Origin of the sequence: Nonomuraea sp. JJY05, assembly GCF_043496855.1 — a bacterium.
Lineage (GTDB): Bacteria > Actinomycetota > Actinomycetes > Streptosporangiales > Streptosporangiaceae > Nonomuraea.
Genome location: NZ_JBIEIS010000031.1, coordinates 115,433 through 138,783, shown reverse-complemented (window position 1 = coordinate 138,783; position 23,351 = coordinate 115,433). Strand labels below are relative to the sequence as shown.

Sequence of the window (23,351 nt, the reverse complement as noted above, 5' to 3'; positions counted from 1 at the left end):
ATGAGACGCACGGCGACGCTCGCCGTCTTCGCGCTCCTGCTCGGCCTGCTCACCGCCGCCCCGGCGCGGGCCGACCTGCAACACCCGCGCCAGGCGTTCCTGCGCAACTCGATCGCCGGCCTCTTCCTGCACTGGGGCGAGCGGACCTCGCCGCAGCACACCAGTTGCAGCGCGTGGGAGGCCGACGTCACCAACGGCGGCTGGAGCGCCTCCTACTGGGTGAACGAGGCCAAGAAGCTGCACGCCCAGTACATCGTGCTGGCCACCTTCCACAGCCGGCTCGGCTACGCCCGGCCGTACCCGTCGGCGATCCCGGGCTCCTGCCGCACCACGCGCGATTTCCTCGGCGAGCTGATCGACGCCGCCGACGCGCAGGGCCTGAAGGTCATCCACTACATGACCGACGACCCGCAGTGGCACGACGAGGGCCTGTCGTCGGGGTCGTGGCTCAACTCCTCGGCCTTCTCCGCCTACGTCGGCCACGACGTGGACCTGACCACCCGCGACGGGTTCGGCGAGTTCAGCTACCTGCAGTTCTTCGAGCAGATGCAGCGCTATCCCAAGCTCGCCGGGTTCTGGATCGACAACGACAACGCCTACTGGGAGCGCAACGACCTCTACGCCAAGATCTACCAGCAGCGCCCCGACATGACGATCTCGAACAACAACGAAGACACGCCGATCATGGACATGATCAGCAACGAGCAGAAGACCGGCATGACGCCGTCGTACGACTACCCGCAGGCGGTCTACACGGCGCTGCCCCGGCTGATCGAGGCCGACTTCAAGCTGCCCACCGGCGGCCCCTGGTGGTACGGCGGCTCCGACCAGGCCGTGGACCGCAAGCTCACGCTCGGCCGGCTCATCACGAACGCGGGGTCGTCGGTCAAGGCGCTGATGGCCGAGACGCCCATGGTCAACGGCCGCTTCCCGGCCCAGCAGGCCGACTTCAACACCTTCGCGAACACGTACCTGTCGGCCATCTGGGAGTCGCTCGGCGGCACGGAAGGCGGCGGCTACATGTTCGGCGGGCTCAAGCCCGGCTTCTGGAACAACGGCGCGCACGGCGTGACCACCGTCGCCAGGAACGACCCCGACCGGCACTACGTCCACGTGATCACGCCGCCGTCCGGCAGCACGCTGTCGCTGCGCGACAACGGCTACCGGGTCAGCGCGGTGACGAACCTGCGCACGGGCGCGCCGGTCGCGTTCACGCAGTCGGGCGGCACGCTGACGCTCAGCGGGATCTCCGGCTGGGACCAGTACGACACCGTCTTCAAGGTCGTCACCAGCGGCCGTCAGGGCATCCACACCGGCGTCACGCTCTCGGCGAGCTCGTCCACCGGCGGCCACGGCGCGGTGGCGGCGGGCGACGGGAACTACCTGACCTACTGGGACAGCGACGCCGCCGAGCCCGCGCGACTCACCTTCGACCTGGGGTCCGCCAAGCCGATCCAGTACCTGGCCTTCAACCAGCGGGAGGACTCCACCGTCTACCCGTCGTCCGGGTCGGCGCGGATCTCCGGCTACCAGGTGCACGTCAGCAACGACGGCTCGACCTGGGGGAGCGCGATCAAGACGGGGACCGTGCCGAACGCCCGCGGCGTCCAGTTCATCGACCTGAACGCGGTCACCGCCCGCTACGTCCGGCTCTCCAAGACCGGGCACCACGGCGTCGCCCGCTGGCGGGTGGACGAGGCATGGGTCGGCGGCCAGTACGCGGGCGGCGGCGGCTCCACCGCCACCCGCTACGAGGCCGAGAACGCGACGATCTCCCAGGGCGCCGTCGAGTCCAACCACGCGGGCTACTCCGGCGCCGGCTTCGTCAACGGCGACAACGTCACCGGCTCCTACACCGAGTGGACGATCAACGCGCCGGCGGCCGGAACCGCCACGATCGCGCTGCGCCACGCCAACGGGACGACGACCGCCCGCCCGGCGGCCGTCACCGTGAACGGCGGCGCCGCCCAGAACCGCGACTACCCCGGCACCGGCGCCTGGACCACCTGGGCGACCGACACGTTCACCGTCCCGCTCAACGCCGGGGCCAACACGCTGCGGGTGACCGCGACGACCGACGGCGGCAACCCGAACCTCGACTACATCGACGTCACGACCGGAGGCGGCTCATGAAAGCGATGTTCGCGGCGCTGGCGCTGGCCGCCACGTGCCTGACCGTGCCCGCGGCTCCGGCCGCCGCCTCGGACAACGGGCTGTCGATCAGGCCCGCGATGGGCTGGAGCAGCTGGAGCTTCGTCCGCCGCTGGCCTGACGAGACCAAGATGAGGGCCCAGGCGGACGCGCTGGTCAGCAGCGGCCTTGCCGACAAGGGCTACGTCCACGTCAACCTCGACGACTTCTACCAGAAGTGCGACTCCAACGGCTTCGTCGTCGACGACTACGGGCGCTGGGCGGTCGACACCGCCAAGTTCCCGTCCGGGATCAAGGCGCTGGCCGACTACGTGCACGCCAAGGGGCTGAAGTTCGGCTTCTACGTCACCCCGGGCATCGCGAAGAACGCCGTCACCGCCAACAAGCCGATCGAGGGCACGTCGTACCACGCGCAGGACATCGCGGACACCTCGCAGACCCACAAGAACTACAACTGCAAGAACATGTACCGGCTCAAGTACTCCCATCCGGGCGCGCAGGCGTTCATCGACTCGTGGGCCGACCAGATGGCCTCGTGGGGCGTGGACTACCTCAAGATCGACGGCGTGGACGCGTCCACGGTCGCGGACGTGGAGGCCTGGGACAAGGCGCTGCGCCAGACCGGCCGGCCGATCAACTTCGCGCTCTCCAACAACCTGCCGATCGCCCAGGCCACCACCTGGAAGCGGCTGGCCAACAGCTGGCGCACCCAGGGCGACGTCGAGTGCTACTGCGGCTCCGGCCCGAACGGCAGCGGCTACCCGCTCACCGACTGGTCGCACGTCGTCAGCCGGTTCAACTCGGCCGCCTCCTGGCAGCAGTACGCCGGTCCGGGCGGCTGGAACGACTACGACTCGCTGCAGATCGGCAACGGCGACCAGGTCGGGCTCACCGCCGACCAGCGCCGCTCGCACATGACGCACTGGGCGATGGCCGCGAGCCCGCTGCTGCTCGGCACCGACCTGACCGCGCTCACCTCGGTCGACCTGGCGATGCTGAAGAACGAGCGGCTCATCGCGGTCAATCAGGACGGCGTGGCCGCCCAGCGCGTCGTTAACAGCGGCGTCAACCAGGTGTGGCGCAAGCGGGAGGCCAACGGCGACTACATCGTCGCGCTCTACAACACCGGCACGTCGGGCAACTCCACGGTGAGCGTCACCTGGGCGCAGGCCGGCTTCACCGGCCCGGCCGCCGTCACGAACCTGTGGTCGGGCGCCTCCGAGGGCACAGTCGCCTCCTCCTACAGCGCCACCCTGCGCCCCGGGGAGACCCGCCTCATCCGCGCCCGGCCGGCCGCCGCCGCGACCCGTTACGAGGCCGAGAACGCGACGATCTCGCAGGGCGCGGCCGAGGCGAACCACTCCGGCTTCTCCGGCACCGGGTTCGTCAACGCCGACAACGTGGCCGGCTCGTACGTGGAGTTCGCCGTGAACGCCGCCGAGGCCGGCTCGCGCACCGTCACCATCCGGTACGCCAACGGCACCTCGGTGAACCGGCCGATGAGCGTCGCGGTCAACGGCGCCGCCGTCCAGACCCGCGACTTCCCCGGCACGGGCAACTGGGACACCTGGGCGGACGCCGCGTTGACGGTGTCGCTGAACGCCGGGGCCAACACGGTCCGCCTGACGGGCACCACCGCCAACGGCGGACCCAACGTCGACTACCTCGACGTCTCCTGAGACCTCTTCCGATCGGAAGGAACGCCTGTGCACCCCCCACGCTTACGCCGCCTCGTCGTCCTGGCCGTCTCCTGCCTGGCCCTCACCGGCCTGGTCGCGTTACCCGCCCGGGCCGCGACCGTCCGGTACGAGGCCGAGAACGCCACCAACGTCCAGGGCGTCGTCGAGTCCAACCACGCCGGCTTCTCCGGCACCGGCTTCGTCAACAGCGACAACGCCGCGGGCCCGTACACCGAGTGGACGGTGAACGCGCCCGCGGCCGGCACCGCCACCCTCGCCGTCCGCTACGCCAACGGCACCACCACGACCCGCGCCACGGACGTCTCGGTCAACGGCACGGTCGTCTCGGCCGGGCGCACGTTCGGGCCCACCGGGGCCTGGACCACGTGGGCCACCTCCACCCTGACCGCCACGCTCGCCGCGGGCGACAACAGGATCCGCATCACCTCGACGGCCGCGGGCGGCAACCCCAACCTCGACTACCTCGAAGTGACCGTGGCCGACGCGCCCGCGACCGAGTACCAGGCGGAGGCCGCCACGCTGTCGCAGGCCGCGGTGGCGACCAACCACACCGGCTACACCGGCTCCGGCTTCGTCGACTACGTCAACGCCGTGGGCGGCTACATCGAGTGGTCCGTCAACGTGGCCGAGGCCGGCACGCACACCCTCACGCTGAGGTATGCCAACGGCACGACCGTCAACCGGCCGATGACCCTCGCGGTGAACGGCGCCGCCGTCCAGACCCGCGACTTCCCCGGCACCGCCAACTGGGACACCTGGGCGGACGCCGCGTTGACGGTGTCGCTGAACGCCGGGGTCAACACCGTCCGCGCGACCGCCACCACCGCCAACGGCGGCCCCAACGTGGACCGGCTCTCGGTCAGCGGCTCCGGCGGGCCCGACGGGCAGGCGCCGACCGTGCCCGCGGACGTCCGCGTCACCGGCACCTCGGCCGCCAGCATCACGCTGGCCTGGACGGACTCCAGCGACAACGTGGCCGTCACCGGCTACCGCGTCTACGAGGGGACGACCGTGGTCACGACCACGCCGACGGCCGGCGCCACGATCGGCGGGCTCACCGCCGGGTCCACGCACACGTACACGGTCACCGCGATCGACGCGGCGGGCAACGAGTCCGGCCGCAGCGCCGCGGTCACCGGCACGACCGGCGGCGGCGGCACCGGGCCGACGGCCGACCAGCTCCTCGCGAAGGTGACCGCGTGCAGCCAGATCTCCAACGGCAGGTACAAGACGGACTCCGACGTGAGCTCGGCGACGGTCGCGGTGTGCGAGAAGACCGGGGCGGTGTTCTGGAAGGGCGACATGGACATCGACTGCGACGGGGTGCGCACGTCGCAGTGCAACGAGGACACCGACTGCTGCTTCCAGCCCGACACGGCCTGCCACACCAGCGGCGACTCGCCGCTCAACGCGGCGCAGCTCGCGTACATGGTGGTGCCGAGCTCCAGCTCCATCTGGGACTACCGGACCAAGGGCATCGGCTGCGGCACCGTGGTGGCGATCGTCTACAACGGGCAGGTGGAGTACGCCGTGATGGGTGACACGGGGCCGAGCGGGATCATCGGCGAGGCGTCCTACCGGACGGCGGCCGACCTCGGCATCAACCCCGACCCGAGCAACGGCGGCACGGACACCGGCGTCACGTACATCGTCTTCACCGGCTCCGGCACCAAGGTCCAGACCATCGAGAACCACACCCAGGCGGTCAACCTGGGCCGCACGCTGGCCCAGCGCTTCCTCGACCAGAACTGACGTGCGGCGCCGCGCTCCTGCGGCGCCGCCCAACCCCATCCTTTACGGCTGCGCACGGTGGGCCGCACGCGCCGACGTCAGTGACCGTCCGTCCTGGCCGGTCGTGAAGGCTCACGGGTAGCTCGCCGTGACGACGCGCATTCCGGGCCGGCTCCATGGTTCTCCTGGCCACGGGGCCGGTTCGCCTTCATGAGCGGCCGAGGATGCCGGCGGCCTGCTCGCGCATCTCCACCTTGCGGATCTTGCCGGTGACCGTCATCGGGAACGCGTCCACCACGTGCACGTACCGGGGGATCTTGTAGTGCGCCAGGCGGCACGCGCAGAACTCCCTGACGCGCTCGGCCGCCAGCGTCCCGGCGCCGGGCCGCATGACGATCCAGGCCATCAGCTCCTCCCCGTACTTCTCGTCGGGCACGCCGATCACCTGCACGTCGGCGACGTCCGGATGGCCGTAGAGGAACTCCTCGATCTCGCGCGGGTAGATGTTCTCGCCACCGCGGATCACCATGTCCTTGATGCGGCCGACGATGTTGACGTAGCCGTCGGCGTCCATGGTGGCCAGGTCGCCGGTGTGCATCCAGCGGGCGGCGTCGACGGCCTCGGCCGTGGCGTCGGGCTGGGCCCAGTAGCCGAGCATGACCGAGTAGCCGCGGGTGCACAGCTCGCCCGGCACGCCACGGGGCAGCGCCAGCCGGGTCTCCGGGTCGACGACCTTGACCTCGATGTGCGGCATGACGCGGCCGACGGTCTCGGTGCGGCGGGCCAGGCCGTCGTCCCGGCGGGTCATCGTGGACACAGGCGAGGTCTCGGTCATGCCGTAGCAGATGGCGACCTCGGTCATGTTCATCTCGCTGACGACGCGTTTCATGACCTCGACGGGGCACGGGGAGCCCGCCATGATGCCCGTTCTGAGGGTCGAAAGATCGAAATTTCCGGACCCGAGCAGGGCCAGCTCGGCGATGAACATCGTCGGCACCCCGTACAGGGACGTGCACCCCTCGGCCTGCACGGCGCGCAGCGTCGCCTCCGGGTCGAACCCCGGCGAGGGCAGCACGACGCACGAGCCGTGCGAGGTCGCGCCGAGATTGCCCATGACCATCCCGAAGCAGTGGTACAGCGGCACCGGCAGGCACACCCGGTCGGCCTCGGTGTAGCCGAGCAGCTCGCCGACGAAGTAGCCGTTGTTGAGGATGTTGTGGTGGGACAGCGTGGCGCCCTTGGGGAAGCCGGTCGTGCCCGAGGTGTACTGGATGTTGATCGGGTCGTCGAACGTCAGCCGCGCCGCCCGCTCCGCCAGCAGGGCCGGGTCGGCGCGCCGGCCGCTCTCGACCAGCTCGTCCCAGCCGGGCTCGCCGATGAACACCGCGTCCCCGAAGCCGATCTCGCCGATCATCGCCCGGTAGTCGCTGCTCTTGTGCGTGACCGCGCTGACGAGCAGCCGCAGGCCCGACTGCTTCACGACGTAGGCCAGCTCGTGGGCCCGGTAGGCGGGATTGACGTTCACCAGGATCGCGCCGATCTTGGCGGTGGCGTACTGGACGAGCACCCACTCGGCGCAGTTGGGCGCCCAGATGCCGACCCGGTCGCCCTTGGCGATGCCGCGGGCCAGCAGGCCGAGCGCCACCTCGTTCACGGCGGCGTCGAGCTGCGCGTAGGTCCAGCGGCGCCCGGCCGCCACGTCCACCAGCGCCTCGCGCTCGCCGAACCGGGCCACGGCGCGCTCGAAGTTCTCCCCGATCGTCTCGCCCAGCAGGGGGACCTCGGACACGCCCGAGGCGTAGGAGAGCAGTGCATCAGCCATGAACGGAGAATTCCCCCGTACCCGGCCCGGCACCACCCCCTTTCGGGGGTGGCTGTCGGCCGGGGGCCTCGGTCATGCTGGTCCCATGGCCGCACCGTACGCGCCCACCGACCGTGAGGCGTTCCAGACCGCCGTCGGCCGGCTGCGCCGGGCGACGGGCCTGCCGGTGGTGTTCGGCGGCGGGGTGGGGTCCCGCTCCCTCGGTGTGACGCTGACGGAGTTCAGCGGCACCCTGACCGGCGCGCTGCGCGGCCTGGTCGTCAGCGCGGGCAACGGGCTCGGCGGCCGGGTGATCACCACCGCGCGCCCCGGCACGGTCGACGACTACGCCGCCGACCCGCGCATCAGCCACGAGTACGACAAACCGGTGATCGCCGAGGGGCTGCGGGCCATCGCGGCCGTGCCGGTCACGGTGGACGGCGGCGTGTCCGGCGTCCTGTACGGCGGCATCCGCGAGCCCCTGTCGATCAGCGACCGCGTGGTGGACGCCATGACCCAGGTCGCCGCGCGGGTGAGCTTCGAGCTGACCGTCAGGCGGGAGGTGGAGCGGCGGCTGGCCGAGATGGAGACGGCGGCGATCACCCGGGCCGCCCGCGAGTCGCCGACCGCCGGGGAGTGGGAGGCGGTCCGCCAGGCGCACGCCCAGCTCAGGGCCATCACCCAGGACGTCGCCGACGCCGGGATCCGGGCCCGGCTCCAGGACGTGTGCGACCGGCTGGCCCGCCCGGACGGCCGGACCCCGGAGCGGCCGAGCCCGCTGTCGCCGCGCGAGCTCGACGTCCTCGCCCTGGTCGCCGTGGGCTGCGGCAACGCGGAGACCGGGGAGAGGCTCGGGATCCGGCCCGAGACGGTCAAGAGCTACCTGCGCAACGCGATGCGCAAGCTGGGGACGCACACCCGGATGGAGACGGTGATCGCCGCCCGCCACCGCGGTTTCCTGCCCTGACCCGCGCTCAGTTGCCCGGGGGGTGGGCGCTCCAGTACTCGTCGGCGGCCGCCTGGATGTCCGTCAGGACCTTCTGGTAGGTGTCCGGCTTGACGACGAAGGCGCCGAAGCCGTCCAGCGCGGCGGTGAGCACCGGGGGCGGCGTGGCCTCGAAGTAGCGGTTGACCAGGCGATAATCGCCGCTGCCCGCCGCCTTGCTGACCTCGGCGATGGCCTGGTCGGCGATGGCGACCTTGGGGTTGGCCGAGACGTCGCCCCTGGCCGTGGCCCACTTCTCCTGGGCGGACGAGCCCACCCACCACTTGAGGTACTTCGTGCTCGCGTCGGGGTCGGGCGCCTTGGCTAGCGAGCAGAGCGGGCCGCTCTCGAAGATCATCGACGTCTTGGGCAGCGTGGGGTTGACGTTCGGGATGACGAAGAAGCCGTAGTCGGTGCCCGCCTTCATGTCGCGCTGCGTCATGCTCGTGTTGAACCACGTGCCGAACGACACCATCGCGGCCTTGCCGGTCTTGAGCACGTCGCCCGGGTCGGTCTTGTCGCCGGGGTTGTTGAAGTACCCCGCGTCGATCATGGACTTCCACCGCTTCATCACGTCGACCACGCCGGGGTCGGTGTACTTCGCCTGACCCGCAGAGAGGCGGTCGTAGAGGTCGGGGTCGGTGCCGGCCAGGAGCTGCTCGAACCAGACGAAGGAGAACAGCACCGACGTGTGGTAGAAGGCGGTCACGCCGTTCTTCTTCAGGGTGTCGGCGACCTTGATCAGCTCGTCCCACGTCGTCGGCGGCTTGAGCTGGTACTTGTCGAAGACGCTCTTGTTGTAGAACATGCCCCAGTACGCCGCGTTCAGCGGCACGCAGTACTGCTTGCCGCCCACCGTGTAGTACTTGGCCAGGTCGGCGGACAGGTCGCCGTTCTTGATCGCCTCCTGCCAGATGGCGGTCGTGTCGGAGACCTGCTTCTGCGCGACGATCTCCGCCAGCCGCCCGCCCGTCGTCCAGGTGAACAGGTCGGGCTTGACGTCCGTGCGGAACGACGCCTTGATGAACGCCTGGTACGTCGGCTCGTCGGTGTAGCCGACCGGCTTCATGGACAGGCCGATCTGCTGCTTGGACAGGCTGCCCATCTCTTCGAAGTATTTGCTCCAGGCGCCCTTGTCGTTGTAGAGCTTCAGCTCCGTCTTGCCGGCGGCCTGCTCGGGTGCGGATGCGCCGGAGGAGCAGGCGGTGAGAGCGAGGCAGATGACGGCGGCGACACCAAGTGACCGGATCATGCCCGGCCTCCTTCGATCTTGGGGGGATTAAGTCATCTAATCACTTGATATCTTGGCTGTCCAGAGGGACGACGGCTCGCCGCGTAACCCCCCGGTAACATCGCGGGGCCATGCCGTACCGCTCCTGGAAGAGCCGGCCGAAATACGACTGGCCGGAGAAGCCGCAGCGCTGCGCGATCCGGCCGATGCCCTCCGTCGTCGTGGTCAGCAGCAGGGCGGCGTGCTCCAGCCGGCGCCCGACCACGAACCCGATCGGCGTGCACCCGTAGTGCCTGCGCATCGAGCGGGCCAGATGCCCGGGGCTGACGGCGGCCAGGGCCTGCAGCCGGGGCAGGCCCTCGCGCAGGTTCTCCTCGCGCCGCATCGCGACGCAGGCCGACACCAGCCAGCCGGGCCGCCGGTCCACGGCCGTCCCGTCGGCGCCCTCCAGCAGCGGGACGACCGCCGTCAGCAGCCCGACCAGGTCGAGCACGCGGGGCGCGCCGGAGTAGGCGGCCAGCACGCGGGCGAACTCCGCCGCCACCGGCCCGTCCAGGTCGGCGCGGGCCGACAGCGGGAGCTCCCGGCGGTCCCAGTCCGCCGGTCCCGCCAGCCCCGCCACGTCCGCGAAGGCCCGCCAGCGCTCGCTCGGGAAGGCGATGTTGACGAAGCGCATGCCGTCGGCCGAGGCGAACTCGTGCCGGTCGTGCGGCCGTACCAGCACCACGTCCCCGGCGCGCAGCGGCTGCTCCGCCTCGCCGACGCGCTGCACGCCCGCCCCCGCGGTCACGAAGACCAGCTCGTGGAAGTCGGCGTGGGAGTGCGGCTCCGGCCGGTCCCTGCGGCCGCCCTTCACCGGCACCAGGGCCGCGTGGTACGGCAGGCCGGCCGCGAACTCGACCCAGCGCAGGACGGTCGGCATGTCAGGAAATTAATACTTGTGGAGCGGTGATTACTAGTAACCCGTCCCGTGAAGACCGAAGAATCCGAGTGACGCCACACCCTCACAAGGAGCGCATGGTGAGAGTCGACCGGACCCTTCAGGACTACGACCGCGACGGCTACACGATCTTCCGTGACGTCCTCGACCGCGACCTGATCGCCGAGGCGAGCGAGCACGTCGCCTGGCTCCAGGCCAAGCACCCCGACCTGCACGGCGAGGACCTGGGCACCGAGCTGGTCGCCCGCGACCCCTTCTGGGTGCGGCTGGTCGGCGACGACCGGCTGCTGGACATCGCCGAGCTCTTCGTCGGCTCCGACATCGCACTCTTCGCCTCGCACTACATCAGCAAGCCGCCCTTCTCCGGCAAACCGGTCCTGTGGCACCAGGACGGCGCGTACTGGCCGCTGGAGCCGATGCGCGTCGTCACGCTCTGGCTGGCCGTGGACGAGGCAACGACGGAGAACGGCTGCCTGCGCGTGATCCCCGGCTCGCACCGGCAGGAGCTGCACGAGCTGCGGCAGCGCGACGACATCGACAACGTGCTCGGCTCGGAGAGCGCGGTGACGGTGGACGAGTCGCAGGCCGTGGACCTCGTCCTGGCGCCCGGCGACGTGGAGGTCCACCACCCCAACATCCTGCACGCCTCCAACGCCAACACCTCGCCGCGCCGCCGCTGCGGCCTGACCATCCGCTACATCCCGACCTCGACCCGGATCACCAGCGAGGAGCAGCCGTTCGTCTCGGCCCTGCTGTTCCGCGGGGATCCGGGGGTGAACGTCTACCAGCCGTTCCCGGCGTACGTGGAGGGCGAGCACATGCCTTTCGCCGGAGCCGAGAAGCTGGCCTGACCTCGGGTCGGGCACGGCAGCCGCCCCACGCCGGCCGGCCTCCCGGCGTGGGACACGCGTCCGAGAGGGCTACCCCGCGCGGTAGGCGATGTGCCCGTCGAGCATGGTCAGCCACGCGTCCACGCCGGACAGCGCGTCCGCGGGCATGCTCCGGACGTCGCCGTCCAGGACCACCACGTCCGCGAGCTTGCCGGGCGTGAGCGAACCGATCCGGTCCTCCATGCGCAGCGCGTACGCCGCGTCGACCGTGTGCGCGCGCAGCGCCTCCTCCAGGGTGATCGCCTGCTCCGCCCCGATCGGGCCGCCCTCCCTGGTGCGGCGGCGCACCGCGTTCGAGATCGTCTCCATGGGCCGCAGCGAGGAGACGAACGAGTCGCTGGACAGCACCGGGCGCAGCCCCGCGTCCAGCTCCTCGCGGATCGGCTGCAACCGGTGCGCCCGCCGCTCGCCGAGCCGGCGCACGAAGTCGGTGCCGCTGTCGTGGAGGAAGTTGGGCTGGTTGACCGGGATCACGCCGAGCGCGGCGAACTCCCTGACCTGGGCGGGCGTCGGGTGGCCGCAGTGCTCGATCCTGGGCCGGGCGTCGTCGCCCGACACCGCCACCGCGGCCTTGATCGCTTCGAGGGAGTAGCCCATGGCCCGGTCGCCCTGGGTGTGGATGCCGATCTGCCAGCCCGCCGTCGCGGCCCGCCGTACGAGGTCGACGAGCTGCTCGGGCTGGTGGTAGAGCGAGCCGGTGAAGCCCTCGCCGTACGGCTCGTCGAACATCGCCGTGCCGCCCAGCAGCGTGCCGTCGCAGTAGAACTTCATCGCGCCGAACCGCAGCCGGTCGTCGCCGAACGGGCCCGCCAGGCCGATCGAGGACAGCTCGTCCAGCATGTGCGACAGCGGCATGACCGCCGTGCGCACCGGCAGCGTGCCCGCCTCCCAGGCGGAGCGGTAGACCAGCAGCTCGCGGCGCGAGACCTGCGGGTCGCACACGGTCGTCACCCCGGCCCGCAGGTACGTCTCCCCGGCCAGCTCCAGCCACGAGCGCAGCTGCTCCAGGGGCAGGTCGACGTGGAAGTTCGGGCCGTGGCAGCCGATGTCCACGGCCACGGGCAGGATCAGCTCCATCGCCGAGTCCAGCACCATGCCGGTCAGCCGCCCGCCCTCGTCGCGCACGAACGCGCCGCCCGCCGGGTCGGCCACGTCGTCGCCGATGCCGCGCCAGGACAGCGCGGCCGAGTTGACCACCGCCTGGTGCCCGGACACGTGGTAGACGATCACCGGGTGCTCGGTGGTGGCCTCGTCGAGCTGCCGCCGGGTCGGCCGCCCGCCGGGATATTTGGCGTCGTCCATCCCGTACGCCCTGATCCACTGGCCCGCCGGGGTCCTGGCGGCCTCGGCGGCGACGGCGGCGACCAGGTCGGCGGCGCTGCCCACGGCCGGGTAGCGCGCGTCCACCGCCACCAGCGTCTCGGCGGTGGACAGCAGGTGGTTGTGCGGGTCGATGAAGCCGGGCAGCACGCTCCGCCCGCCCGCCTGCACGAGCTCCGCCCCCGGGCCCGCCTGGGCGAGGACGTCCTCCTCGCGCCCCACGGCCAGGACGCGGCCGTCGCGTACGGCCACGGCCCGCGCGTACGGGTTCGAGGGGTCCATCGTGATGACGTTCCCGCCGGTGATGACGGTGGTGGACAATGCACTCTCCTATTCGGTGGTGATCGGAGCGGCCGGCACGCGGTCGCGGTGACGGGGCGCCACGACCAGGCAGAGCACGCTGAGCGCGCACATGGCGACCAGCAGCGCCACGGCCGGCCACGCGGCGCCGCCGTACGCGCCGACGAGGGCGGTGGCGGCCAGCGGCGACAGGCCGCCGAAGATCGCGCCGGCGCCCTGGTAGGCGAGCGAGATCCCGGTGTAGCGGACCTGCGGCGGGAACATCTCGGCCAGGATCGCGGCCATCGGCCCGTACGTGCCCGAGGTGGCCAGCCGCATCAGGCCGAGCATCAGGAAGATCAGGAACGTGCTGTGCGTGCCGAGCACCGCGAACTGCGGCACCGCCAGCACCGCCGTGATGATCAGGAACCAGATGGCGACCTTGCGCCCGCCGAACCTGTCGCCCATCCAGGCGATGCCGAGCGTGGCGACCAGCTCCACGAACGCGGCGAGGCTCAGGCCGTTCAGGATGAGCTGCTCGGTCTCCCCGACCGACGGGCCCGTGGCGTACGACAGCAGGAACGTGGTGAGGATGTAGTAGCCGCCGATGGCCACCGGCAGCGTCCCGATGCCGAACAGGACCGACCGCCACGACGTGCGGAAGACCTCCTTGATCGGCACCCCGGTCTTGTCGGTCTCCTCGAAGACGGGCGACTCCTCGACGCGCAGCCGGATGAACAGGCCGACCAGCACCAGCACGGCCGAGACGATGAACGGCGCCCGCCAGCCCCACGAGTGCAGCACGTCGTCGCCGAACAGGGTCATCAGGCTGAACGCGCCCGTGGCCAGCAGCGCGCCCGCCGGGTTGCCGAGCTGGGCGAAACCGCCGTAGAACGTCTTCTTGCCCGGGGGCGCGTGCTCGACCGCCATCAGCGCGGCCCCGCCCCACTCGCCGCCGACCGCCAGGCCCTGCACGAAGCGGAGCAGCACCAGGAGCACGGGGGCGAGCGTGCCGATCGACGCGTACGTGGGCAGCAGGCCCACGGCGAACGTCGCGCCGCCCATCATGAGCAGCGTGACCACGAGCGCCGACTTCCGGCCGACCCGGTCGCCGAAGTGTCCGAACACGATGCCGCCGAGCGGCCTGGCGAAGAAGCCGACCGCGTACGTGGCGAAGGACGCCATGAGCGCCACCGTGGGGCTGGAGGCGTTGGGGAAGAACAGGTCGTCGAAGAGCAGCGCGGCGGCGGTGGCGTAGACGTAGAAGTCGTACCACTCGATCGTGGTCCCGACGAAGGCGGCGCCGGCCGCCCGGGTGGCGCGATTCATGGATCCTCCGGGTCTCAGGGGGTGCGACGACGATAAGCGCAGGTCAGCCGGACGGGGGCCGGGACGAATCGCACCACCGGCGGTGAATTAGAGTGCGGTATGCACAGCCCTGAGGAACGCCCATGGCGTTGACCGTCGCCCAGGCCATGACCCTGCCCGGCATGCGCATGCGGCTGCTGGCCGGACGCGCCGGGCTGTCGCGGGTGGTGCGCTGGGCGCACGTGTCGGAGCTGGCCGACCCTGTGCCGTGGCTGCGCGGGGGCGAGCTGGTGATGACCATCGGCCTCGGCCTGCCCGGCGACCCCGCCGGGCGGCAGGCGTACGTCGAGCGGTTGTCGGGCGCCGGCTGCGCCGCGCTCGCCTTCGCGCTCGGCGAGGCCGTGACGGCGGTCCCGGAGGAGGTGCTGGCCGCCGCCGACCTTCAGGGGCTGCCGGTGCTGGAGATCCTGACCTCGTTCATCGCGGTGACCGAGGCCGTCGCCCGGTGGCACGCCGACGAGCGCGTACGCGGGGAGCGGCGGGTCGTCGCCGCCCAGGAGGCCATGGCGCGGGCCGCGCTGCTGTCGGGCACCTCGGGCATCCTGCGGGCCCTGGCCGAGCACACCGGCGGCGAGTCCCTGCTGCTCGACCCGCAGGGCAAGCCCAGGGCGGCCACGCCGGCGGGGGAGCGGCCCTGGCACGCCAGGGCCCTGGAGATGGCGGAGGGCGCGGCCCGGCTGAGCGCGGGCGTGCTGGACGACGGCATCCAGGCCGTCCAGGTGCAGAGCCTCGGCTTCTCCGGGCCGCCGACCGGCTGGCTGGCCATGTGCACGGCCTCGCCGCTGGAGTGGCACGCCAGGATGCTGGCCAACCAGGCCGCCTGCCTGCTCGCCATGGAGCTGCTCGGCGTGCGGGCCGGCCGGGCCAAGGCGCACGCCCAGCGGGGGGCGCTGCTGGCCGCCGTGCTCGACGGCGGGCTGTCGCCGCGCCGGCTCGGCGAGCTGTGCCCGGTCGCGGCGCCGCCGTACGAGGTGGTCGTGACGGCGCCGGTCCCGCCGGAGGCGGCGGTCGAGGCGCTGGAGGAGGTGGCGGCGGACGCCGAGGAGCTGGCGCTCGTGTGCGCCCGGCCGGAGGGCGCGGTGTTCGTGCTGCCGGAACGAAGGCCCTGGTGGGGAACGGAGCTGTGCGCGCGGCTGGGCGTGCCGGGCGGGGGCTGCCGGGCGCCCGGCCTGGACGAGCTCCCCTCGGCGGTACGGCACGCCGCCACCCTGGCCGGCCGGGGCGACGGCTATCTCCATGTCGACGACCTCGAGACGTCCGCGCTGCTCAGGGACGCCATCGTGCCCGCCGCCGCGCACCGCTTCGCCGCCGCCGCGCTCCGCCCGCTGCGCGAGTACGAGGCGCGGCACGGCGGCGACCTGATCGACTCGCTCCGCGCGTACCTGGAGGCGGGCTCGAACCTGGAGACGGCCGCGCGGCGGCTGGGCGTGCACCGCAACACCCTGCGCCGCCGCCTGGCCGTCGCCGAACGCGTCTCGGGCCGTCCCCTCGCCGACCCAGGGCACCGGCTCCAGCTCTGGCTGGCCCTCTCCCTCGGCGACCTGGTGCCGCCCGGTTAGAGCTCATGGCCGGGCATTTCGTCAGGTCGGGCGGGTGATCAGGTGGCGAGGGGGAGTGACAGGACGAGGCGGACGCCCTGGGCGAGGGGCTCGGCGCGGACCGTGCCGCCGTGTGCCTCGGCGATCTGGCGCACGATGGCCAGCCCCAGCCCCGAGCCGGGCAGCGACCGGGCCGCCTCGGCCCGGTAGAAGCGGTCGAAGACGAACGGCAGGTCCTCGGGGGCGATGCCGGGCCCCTGGTCGGCGACCGACAGCGTGCCGGTCGCGCTCACCTCGACCAGCACCTCCCCGCCCGGCGGGCTCCACTTGATCGCGTTGTCGACCAGGTTGGCGGCGGCGCGCTCGACGGCGTCGGGATCGGCGTGGATCAGGCACTCGGCCAGCTCGTCCCGCAGCCGCACGTGCGGCGCCCGCCCCCGCGCCCTGGCGATCACGCGCTCCGCGACCAGGTCGAGGCGGACGTCCTCGGTGTGGATCTGGACGTCGCCGTACCTGGCCAGCTCCACCAGGTCGTTGACCAGCACCCGCAGCTCCCCGGCCTGCGCGCGGGCGTCGTGGACCAGGGCCGGGGCCTGCGGGTCGGCGGTGCCGCGCCCTTCGCCCAGCAGTTCGAGGTTGGTGATGAGGCTGGTCAGCGGGGTGCGCAGCTCGTGCGAGGCGTCGGCGACCAGGCGGCGCTGGGCCAGCAGGGACTCGCTCAGCGCGCCGGTCATCGTGGTGAACGAGCGGGCCAGCCGGGCGACCTCGTCGCGCCCGCTGCCGTCGAGCCCGCCCGCGGTGAGCGTACGGGTGGCGGTGACGTGCTCGACCACCTCGGTCAGGCGGCCGATGGGGCGCAGCACCCGCCCGGCGAGCAGCCGCGCCCCCATCCCGGCGATCAGCGCGCCACCCAGGATCAGCGCGCCCAGCAGGAGCCTCAGGTTGGTCAACGTCTCGTCGTCCCGGTCGAGCGGGAACGCGGTGCGTACCAGCCCCTGGTCGACCTGGCCCAGCGGAGCCGTGTAGACGCGGTAGCGCGCCCCGCCGTAGGTCACCTCCTGGAAGTACGGGGGGAGCTTGCCCCACGCGACCCCGGCGTCCCTGTCGGAGAGCGGGACGAACCCGGTGGTCGGCCCGGTGTCCACGGGAGGCGGGAAGAACTGCAGCAGCGTGTTGCCCACGGAGACCGGATAGGTCGGCAGGGGCGCACGGGTGATCTTGAACGAGGCCAGCAGCTGGGGCGCCTGCCCGGCGGCCAGCACCAGCTCGCCGTCGTGCTGGCCGCTCAGCCCGCCCGCCATCGACGGATAGACCACCAGCGAGGCGATCAGCAGGGCCGCCGCCACCACGGCCGCCCCGGCCAGGGCGACCCTGGTCCGCAGCGTCACGGCTCCTCCCGCAGCACGTACCCCAGGCCGCGCACCGTCTGGATCAGCCGCGGCTCGCCCCCGGCCTCCAGCTTGGCCCGCAGGTAGCTGATGTAGACCCACAGCGCGTTGGACGACGGGCCGAAGTCGTACCCCCAGACCGCGTCGAAGATCACGCCCCGGCTCAGCACCCGGCCCGGGTTGCGCAGGAACACCTTCAGCAGCGTGTACTCGGTCCTGGTCAGGTCGAGCGCCCGCGCGCCGCGGGCGGCCCGGCAGGCGGCGGTGTCCAGCTCCAGGTCGGCGAAGCGCAGCACCTCCTCGGCCGCCCCGCTGCGCCGCAGCAGCGCGCGCAGGCGGGCCCGCAGCTCCTCCAGCGCGAACGGCTTGACCAGGTAGTCGTCGGCCCCGGCGTCCAGCCCGGCGACCCGGTCGGCGACCAGGTCGCGGGCGGTGAGCATCAGGATCGGCGTGCGGTCGCCGCCGGCGCGCAGGCGGCGGCACACCTCCAGCCCGTCCAGGCCGGGCATCATGATGTCCAGCACCACCGCGTCCTGCCGCCCGCCGCCGGCCGCCTCCAGCGCGCGCAGGCCGTCGGCGGCGGTGCTCACGTGATAACCCTCGCGGGCGAGCGCACGCGTCAGCGAACGGCGCACCGCCTCGTCGTCGTCGGCCACAAGGACGTGCATGATGCCACTCTCCTCGCCGTGCCCGCCGCCGCCCACCCCCGAGCGCTCTGCCGGAGGAGGCCGGGCGCCTCAGGATCCAGGCTTCTTCTCGACGGCGTCCTGCTCCCGTACGAAGGACCGCTTGAAGTCTTCCAGCGCCTGGATCAGCCGCTCGGCCGACACGCCCAGGCGCTCGGCTATCGCGGCGAACTCCGGTGATTTCGGATTTATCCCGCCCTTCTGGCTGAGCAGGTTCAGCTCCTCCTCGGCGGCCTTCGCGCGGTCGAGCCCGACGCCCAGCGACGCGGCCAGCGCCTTGGCCAGCGCCCCTGACTCGACGGGCTTGGGCTGCTCCTTCCCCTTCACGCCGGGCGAGCACTTCCCGTCGAGTTCGGCGGCCTTGGCCGCCTTTGCCTTGGCGAGGTCGTCAGGCGTGCATGCCGCCGCCTTGGCGCAGGGATCCCCGGCCGGGTCCCGCCGGGACGAGGCCGCCAGCGCCCCCGAACCGCCCATCATCAGCACCAGAACCATGCCGGCGGCCAGGCCGGCCTTGCGTCGGTCCATGTCGCGTCTCCTTCTTCCGACCGGCCGGCCCCTCCGGCCCGGTGGCTGCCGCCAGCCAACCGGGCCCACCTTCATCCGGCCGTCGGCGAACCTTGGAAACGCCCTAGATTCAGCAGGCGGGGGAGCACGTACTCGCCGACCCGGTACGCCTCCTCCAGGTCGCGGATGGTGCCGGCGTGCAGGTCCACCATGCGGTGCTGGCCGACGGAGTCGTAGCGGGCGAAGCGGCGCTGGGCCTAGGCGATGCGGCCGGGGTCCATGCCGGCCAGCAGGCGGCTGTCAGAGTGTTGGTGATTGCCCAAATATGTGTGGATGGCTCATGATTGGCGGCTGTGGACCGTTCCGCACGGTCGTGTGTGGGATCGGGTCGGGGGGCTCGTAGATCAGGGGATGCCATGCTCCATGTCCAGGTCCTCGGACCGCTCCAGGCCAGTCTGCACGGCCGCGACGTGGACCTCGGTCCGGCCAGGCAGCGGGCCGTGCTCGCGCGCCTGGTGGCGGCGGGCGGCCAGGTCGTGTCGGCGGACCGGTTCATCGACGACCTCTGGCAGGGGCAGCCGCCGCCCAAGGCGCTGGCCGCCCTCCAGGTCTATGTCTCGAACCTGCGCCGCGCGCTGGAGCCCGACCGCCCGCCGCGCGCCCCGGCCACGGTGATCGTGAGCGCCCCGCCCGGGTACCGGCTCCGCCTGGCCGAGGAGAACGTGGACGCGTGGCGGCTGCCCGGCCTGGTCGACGCCGCCGGGAAGGCGCTGCAGCAGGGCGCGGCGGCGGCCGCGCACGACCTGCTCGACGAGGCGCTGGGACTCTGGTCGGGGTCCGCGTACGGGGAGTTCCCCGAGGAGTGGGCGATGCCGGAGGCGACCAGGCTGGCCGAGCTGCGGCTGATCGCCGTCGAGTACCGCGCCGAGGCCGCGCTCATGCTCGGGCGCCACGCCGAGGCGGCCCCGGAGCTGCGCCGGCACGTCGACCGGCACCCGCTGCGCGAGAACGCCGTCCGCCTGCTGGCCCTGGCCCACTACCGGTCCGGCGGCCAGGCGGAGGCGCTCTCGGTGCTGCGCCGGGCCAGGGAGCAGCTGGCCGAGGAGCTGGGGGTCGATCCCGGCCCGGTGTTACGCGCCCTCGAACAGGACATCCTCCGCCAGTCGGACTCCCTGAACGCGCACCCCGCCCCCGGCCCGCACCCAGAACCCGGCCCGGAGCCCGCACGCGCTCAGAGCCCGATGCCCGTTCCCGGGCCCGCGCTCGTCGGCAGGGAGCGCGAGCTGGCCGTCCTCCGGGAGGAGGCCGCGCACCCCGCCCAGCGCACGGTCTGGCTGGGCGGCGAGCCGGGCGCGGGGAAGAGCGCGCTGGCCGAGGCGTTCGCGGCGGAGCTGGGGGAGCGCGGGTGGCGGGTGGCCATCGGCCGCTGCCCGGAGATCGACGGCGACGCGCCGCCCGCGTGGGCGTGGAGCGAGGTCGTCCGCCGGCTGGCCGCAGCCTGCCCGCCGGACGACCCCGCCGGGCTGGCGCCCCTGCTGCACGACGGCGTCGCGATCCAGAACCAGTTCCGGCTGGCCCGGTCGGTGGCCGACTACCTGGCGGCCAACGCGCCGCTGGTCGTCGTGCTGGAGGACGTGCACCGCGCCGACGGCGAGACCCTGCACCTCCTTCGCCACCTCACGCCCACGGCCAAGCTGCTGGTCCTCGCCACCCACCGGCCCGCCGAGGCGACCGAGGACCTGGCCGCCACGCTGGCCGCCCTCGCCGCCGGAAGCAGGCACCTGGAGCTGTCCGGACTCGGCGAGCCCGACGTCGCCGCGCTGCTCGCCCGGCACTGCGAGCGCGAGCTGGAGCCGGCGACCGTGCGCACGATCGCCGAACGCACGCTCGGCAACCCCCTGTTCGTCTGCGAGATCGCCCGGCTGCTCGCCTCCGAGGGGGCCGCGGCCGCCGAGGCGCTGCCGCCGGGGGTGCGCGACCTCATCCGGCGCAGGATCAGCCGCCTGCCCGCCAGCGCCCAGACCGTGCTGCGCAACGCCGCCGTGATCGGCAGGGACGCGGACGTGGACGTCCTGATCGCGCTGCACGACGGGGACGAGGACACGGTCTTCGACGGGGTGGAGGCGGGGGTCCTGACGGGGCTGCTGGCCGAGCCGGGGCCCGGCCGGCTGCGGTTCACGCACGTCCTGGTCAGGCAGGTGCTGTACGAGGACACCGCCCGGATCCGCCGCACCCGGCTGCACGGGCGGGTGGTGGCGGCGCTGGAGCGGATCCGCCCGGCGGACGTGGCGGCGCTGGCCCACCACGCGCTGGAGGCGGCGGCGCCGAGCGCGGTGCGGTACGCGCGGGCGGCGGCCGTCCAGGCGTCGGGCCTGCACGCGCACCGGGAGGCGGCGGCGCTGTGGCGGGCGGCGCTGGAGTTCGCCGAGGACGACGAGACCAGACTGGAGCTGCTGTGCGGGCTGGTGTCGGCGCTCGGGCACGCGGGCGACGTCATCGGCGCCGTGGCCGCCCGCACCACCGCCGTCGAGACGGCCCGCTCGCTCGCGGGGCGCGTCGCAGGCAGACCCGTCGCCAGGGCGCTGACCTCGTACGACGCGCCCGTGATCTGGACGATCCAGCAGGACGCCCGCCACGACGAGGACTTCGTCGCGGCGGTGCAGTCGGAGCTGGCCGCGGGACCCGACGACGAGACGCGCTGCCGGCTGCTGGCGGCGCTCGTCTTCGCGCTGGAAGGGCACGACGACGTCCGGGTGGACGCCGCCGGGGCCGAGGCGGTGGCGCTCGCGCGCCGGCTCGGCCGCCCCGAGCTGCTCTGCCTGGCACTCAACGCTCGCTACTTCGCCGTGCTCTCACCCGCCCGGCGCGACGAGCTCGAAGCCGTCGGCGGTGAGCTGCTGGAGCTGGGGAGCACGCACCGGCTGGTCGCCTACCTCACCCTGGGCCACAGCGCGCTGCTCATGGCCGCGTTGGGCCGCAACGACGTGGCGGCCGCGGCGCGCCACGCCGACCGCGGCGTGGCGGTCTCCACCAGCGGCCAGCTCGGCCTGTCGCTGGTGATCCTGACGCTCTTCGGCGCGCAGCGCAAGCTGGTCGAGGGCGACTTCGACGCCGCGGAGGCCGTCTACAACGGCGTCACCCGGCAGATGGCCGAGCGCGGCGGCGCGAACGCCGAGGCGATGGGCATGCTGGGCAGGTTCGTGGTGCGGCTGGCCCGCGGCAACGTACGCGACTCGCTGGACGAGCTCGCCTTTCTCTGGGAGCACGTGCCCAACGACGGCACGGCCGAGCTGTACGCGGCGGCGCTGGCCGCGGCGGGCGAGCTGGAGGCCGCCAGGCGGATCTGGCGGCCCGCTTCGGCCCATTCGCTCGACTACTACTGGCTGCTGTGGGAGGGGCTGCGCGCGCAGACCGCCGTCGCGCTGGGGGACGTCGAGGTGGCCGTCCGCTGCTACCACAACCTGCGGCAGTGGGACGGGGAGCTGGCCGGGATGCACAGCGGATCCGTCACGCTCGGGCCCGTCGCGCTGCTGCTCGGAGACCTCGCGCGCCTGATGGGCCAGGATCCGGACCAGCACTACGCGCGGGCCGAGGAGATCGCGAAGCTGGTCGGCTCACCCCACTGGGCCCGGGCGGCCCGTGAGAGGCGCGGTCACCTGCCGTAGCCGAAGATCAGCGCCTGGCGGCGCCGGTGACCGCGGTTCAGCAGCCTGAGCAGGAGCGCGAGCACCGGCCCCGCCAGTTTGCGCAGCTCGGCCAGCTCCTCCGGCCGCGCGTACTGGCCGATCCGCGGCAGGTCGAAGCCGATGTCACCGCCCTTGCGCACCTCGTCCTCGACCGTCTGCCAGTCGGCCTCCGACACGTATTTCGCGATGACGGGGAAGAGCAGCCGCTCCTCCTCCTCGATGTGCTCGTCGAGGAGGGCGGCGAGCGTGGTCAGGGCCTTGGCCATCCGGCCGGCCGCCGCCTGATCCTTGGCGAGCCGGGCGGCGGCGGCGGTGATCTCCGCCAGCAGCGGGTCGAGCTCGGCGTGGTCGTCGCTCAGGTCGCTCAGGTCCACCTCGGCGCCGGCCGAGCGCACGATGACGGGCCAGAGCACGTTGTCCTCGGCCTGGTGGTGATGGTGGATGCCGGCGCACAGCTTGGTGGCGAACGTGGCGATCGCGGCGAGCCGGGCCGGGTCCGCCCGCTCCTCACCGGCGGCGAGCCCGCTCATCAACGTGGCCAGGCGGCGGGCGTCGCCGCGCATGGCACGGTGCGTGATGCGGAATCCGAGCATGTTGGGGGCCATCGGGTGCTCCTTGGATCGGGGATGCCACCAGAGTGCGCCCCCGCACTTAGACCTCCCTTGGCGATGACTTGGCGCGGGCCCTGCGCCTCCACCCACGGCGGCGAGGGGAACATGGCGAGCCCGCGCCTCCACTCGCGGCGGCGAGCCCGCGCCTTCGGGGTCCGTCACCAGTCGCGGGTCGCGATCAGCTCCTCCATGTCCGCGTCCGCGAACCCGTAGGCCGTCGCCACGAACCAGAAGTCCTCGGCGATCACCTCGCGCGCCACGGTCTCCATCTGGCTGCCGGCCGCCAGGAACTCGACCGCAAGCTCGTTGAACTCGTCCGTCGCCGCCTGCGTGAGGACGTACAGCGCCGCCAGCTCCGACGGCCGCTCGGCCTCGATCCGCTCGCACAGGCGCAGCAGGATCTCCCTGCCCTGGTCGACGAGCCGGCGAGGGTAGTAGGCGTCCTCGTACATGCCCTTGAGGAAAGGGTGGCCGGCTGCCTGCTGGTCGGTGGGGGGCACCCTGCTCTCCTTCGCGCCGTGATCCGGTGTGCCGATCCTGCC

The 23,351-nt window shown here is 72.6% G+C and carries 17 protein-coding genes; 7 read left to right on the top strand and 10 right to left on the bottom strand.

Translation table 11 applies throughout. From position 1 onward, the window contains the following. From ACFKCF_RS39660 to ACFKCF_RS39650, 3 genes are read left to right on the top strand one after another with little or no spacing between them, the layout of a single operon-like run. Positions 1-2,133 carry a discoidin domain-containing protein gene (locus ACFKCF_RS39660; protein ID WP_394500462.1) on the top strand — a complete coding sequence of 711 codons (2,133 nt, stop codon included), beginning with the start codon at positions 1-3 and terminating at the stop codon, positions 2,131-2,133. Further along, the gene (locus ACFKCF_RS39655) at positions 2,130-3,830 is read left to right on the top strand and encodes a CBM35 domain-containing protein (protein ID WP_394500461.1); all 1,701 of its coding nucleotides are present in this window, start codon (positions 2,130-2,132) and stop codon (positions 3,828-3,830) included. Before ACFKCF_RS39660 ends, ACFKCF_RS39655 begins: the two co-directional genes overlap by 4 nt. 27 nt (positions 3,831-3,857) lie before the next feature. Then, the gene (locus ACFKCF_RS39650) at positions 3,858-5,603 is read left to right on the top strand and encodes a CBM35 domain-containing protein (RefSeq protein ID WP_394500460.1); all 1,746 of its coding nucleotides are present in this window, start codon (positions 3,858-3,860) and stop codon (positions 5,601-5,603) included. 187 nt (positions 5,604-5,790) lie between these two features. Here ACFKCF_RS39650 and ACFKCF_RS39645 read toward each other — a convergent pair whose 3' ends face one another. Next, positions 5,791-7,404 carry an AMP-binding protein gene (locus ACFKCF_RS39645; RefSeq protein ID WP_394500459.1) on the bottom strand — a complete coding sequence of 538 codons (1,614 nt, stop codon included), beginning with the start codon at positions 7,402-7,404 and terminating at the stop codon, positions 5,791-5,793. A gap of 85 nt (positions 7,405-7,489) precedes the next feature. Between ACFKCF_RS39645 and ACFKCF_RS39640 the strand changes: the two genes are divergently transcribed. Further along, entirely contained in the window at positions 7,490-8,350 is an 861-nt protein-coding gene (locus tag ACFKCF_RS39640; RefSeq protein ID WP_394500458.1) for a LuxR C-terminal-related transcriptional regulator, read from the top strand. A 7-nt stretch (positions 8,351-8,357) separates the two neighbouring features. Here ACFKCF_RS39640 and ACFKCF_RS39635 read toward each other — a convergent pair whose 3' ends face one another. After that, entirely contained in the window at positions 8,358-9,620 is a 1,263-nt protein-coding gene (locus tag ACFKCF_RS39635; protein WP_394500457.1) for an ABC transporter substrate-binding protein, read from the bottom strand. 40 nt (positions 9,621-9,660) lie between these two features. Then, positions 9,661-10,521 (bottom strand): AraC family transcriptional regulator, encoded by an 861-nt coding sequence (locus ACFKCF_RS39630; RefSeq protein WP_394500456.1) that lies wholly within the window; start codon positions 10,519-10,521, stop codon positions 9,661-9,663. A 95-nt stretch (positions 10,522-10,616) separates the two neighbouring features. Between ACFKCF_RS39630 and ACFKCF_RS39625 the strand changes: the two genes are divergently transcribed. Next, the gene (locus tag ACFKCF_RS39625; protein ID WP_394500455.1) at positions 10,617-11,390 is read left to right on the top strand and encodes a phytanoyl-CoA dioxygenase family protein; all 774 of its coding nucleotides are present in this window, start codon (positions 10,617-10,619) and stop codon (positions 11,388-11,390) included. A 69-nt stretch (positions 11,391-11,459) separates the two neighbouring features. Here the strand turns inward: ACFKCF_RS39625 and ACFKCF_RS39620 are convergent, their stop codons facing one another. Further along, the gene (locus ACFKCF_RS39620) at positions 11,460-13,031 is read right to left on the bottom strand and encodes an amidohydrolase (protein ID WP_394500473.1); all 1,572 of its coding nucleotides are present in this window, start codon (positions 13,029-13,031) and stop codon (positions 11,460-11,462) included. 48 nt (positions 13,032-13,079) lie between these two features. Next, on the bottom strand, positions 13,080-14,357 hold the full coding sequence (locus tag ACFKCF_RS39615; protein WP_394500454.1) for an MFS transporter: 1,278 nt from the start codon (positions 14,355-14,357) through the stop codon (positions 13,080-13,082). A gap of 122 nt (positions 14,358-14,479) precedes the next feature. Here ACFKCF_RS39615 and ACFKCF_RS39610 point away from each other — a divergent pair, with 122 nt between their 5' ends. Continuing rightward, positions 14,480-15,955 carry a PucR family transcriptional regulator gene (locus ACFKCF_RS39610; protein ID WP_394500453.1) on the top strand — a complete coding sequence of 492 codons (1,476 nt, stop codon included), beginning with the start codon at positions 14,480-14,482 and terminating at the stop codon, positions 15,953-15,955. 38 nt (positions 15,956-15,993) lie between these two features. On the opposite strand, the gene ACFKCF_RS39605 is transcribed toward ACFKCF_RS39610, so the two are convergent. The 3 genes from ACFKCF_RS39605 to ACFKCF_RS39595 all read right to left on the bottom strand — a co-directional run bounded on the left by ACFKCF_RS39605 (position 15,994) and on the right by ACFKCF_RS39595 (position 18,533). Next, entirely contained in the window at positions 15,994-17,322 is a 1,329-nt protein-coding gene (locus ACFKCF_RS39605; protein ID WP_394500452.1) for a sensor histidine kinase, read from the bottom strand. Continuing rightward, positions 17,319-17,990, bottom strand: a complete 672-nt coding sequence (locus ACFKCF_RS39600) for a response regulator transcription factor (RefSeq protein ID WP_394500451.1) — start codon at positions 17,988-17,990, stop codon at positions 17,319-17,321. Before ACFKCF_RS39600 ends, ACFKCF_RS39605 begins: the two co-directional genes overlap by 4 nt. Before the next feature lie 69 nt (positions 17,991-18,059). Next, positions 18,060-18,533: a hypothetical protein gene (locus ACFKCF_RS39595; protein WP_394500450.1), complete on the bottom strand. Its 474-nt coding sequence runs from the start codon at positions 18,531-18,533 to the stop codon at positions 18,060-18,062. Between the two features lie 395 nt (positions 18,534-18,928). On the opposite strand from ACFKCF_RS39595, the gene ACFKCF_RS39590 reads away from it, so the two are divergent. After that, positions 18,929-22,177, top strand: a complete 3,249-nt coding sequence (locus ACFKCF_RS39590; RefSeq protein ID WP_394500449.1) for a BTAD domain-containing putative transcriptional regulator — start codon at positions 18,929-18,931, stop codon at positions 22,175-22,177. Here the strand turns inward: ACFKCF_RS39590 and ACFKCF_RS39585 are convergent. Beyond that, positions 22,165-22,803 carry a hemerythrin domain-containing protein gene (locus ACFKCF_RS39585; RefSeq protein WP_394500448.1) on the bottom strand — a complete coding sequence of 213 codons (639 nt, stop codon included), beginning with the start codon at positions 22,801-22,803 and terminating at the stop codon, positions 22,165-22,167. The two genes, ACFKCF_RS39590 and ACFKCF_RS39585, sit on opposite strands and share 13 nt — an antisense overlap. Positions 22,804-22,967: 164 nt before the next feature. Beyond that, positions 22,968-23,309 carry a DUF5713 family protein gene (locus ACFKCF_RS39580; protein ID WP_394500447.1) on the bottom strand — a complete coding sequence of 114 codons (342 nt, stop codon included), beginning with the start codon at positions 23,307-23,309 and terminating at the stop codon, positions 22,968-22,970. Positions 23,310-23,351: the final 42 nt, after the last annotated feature.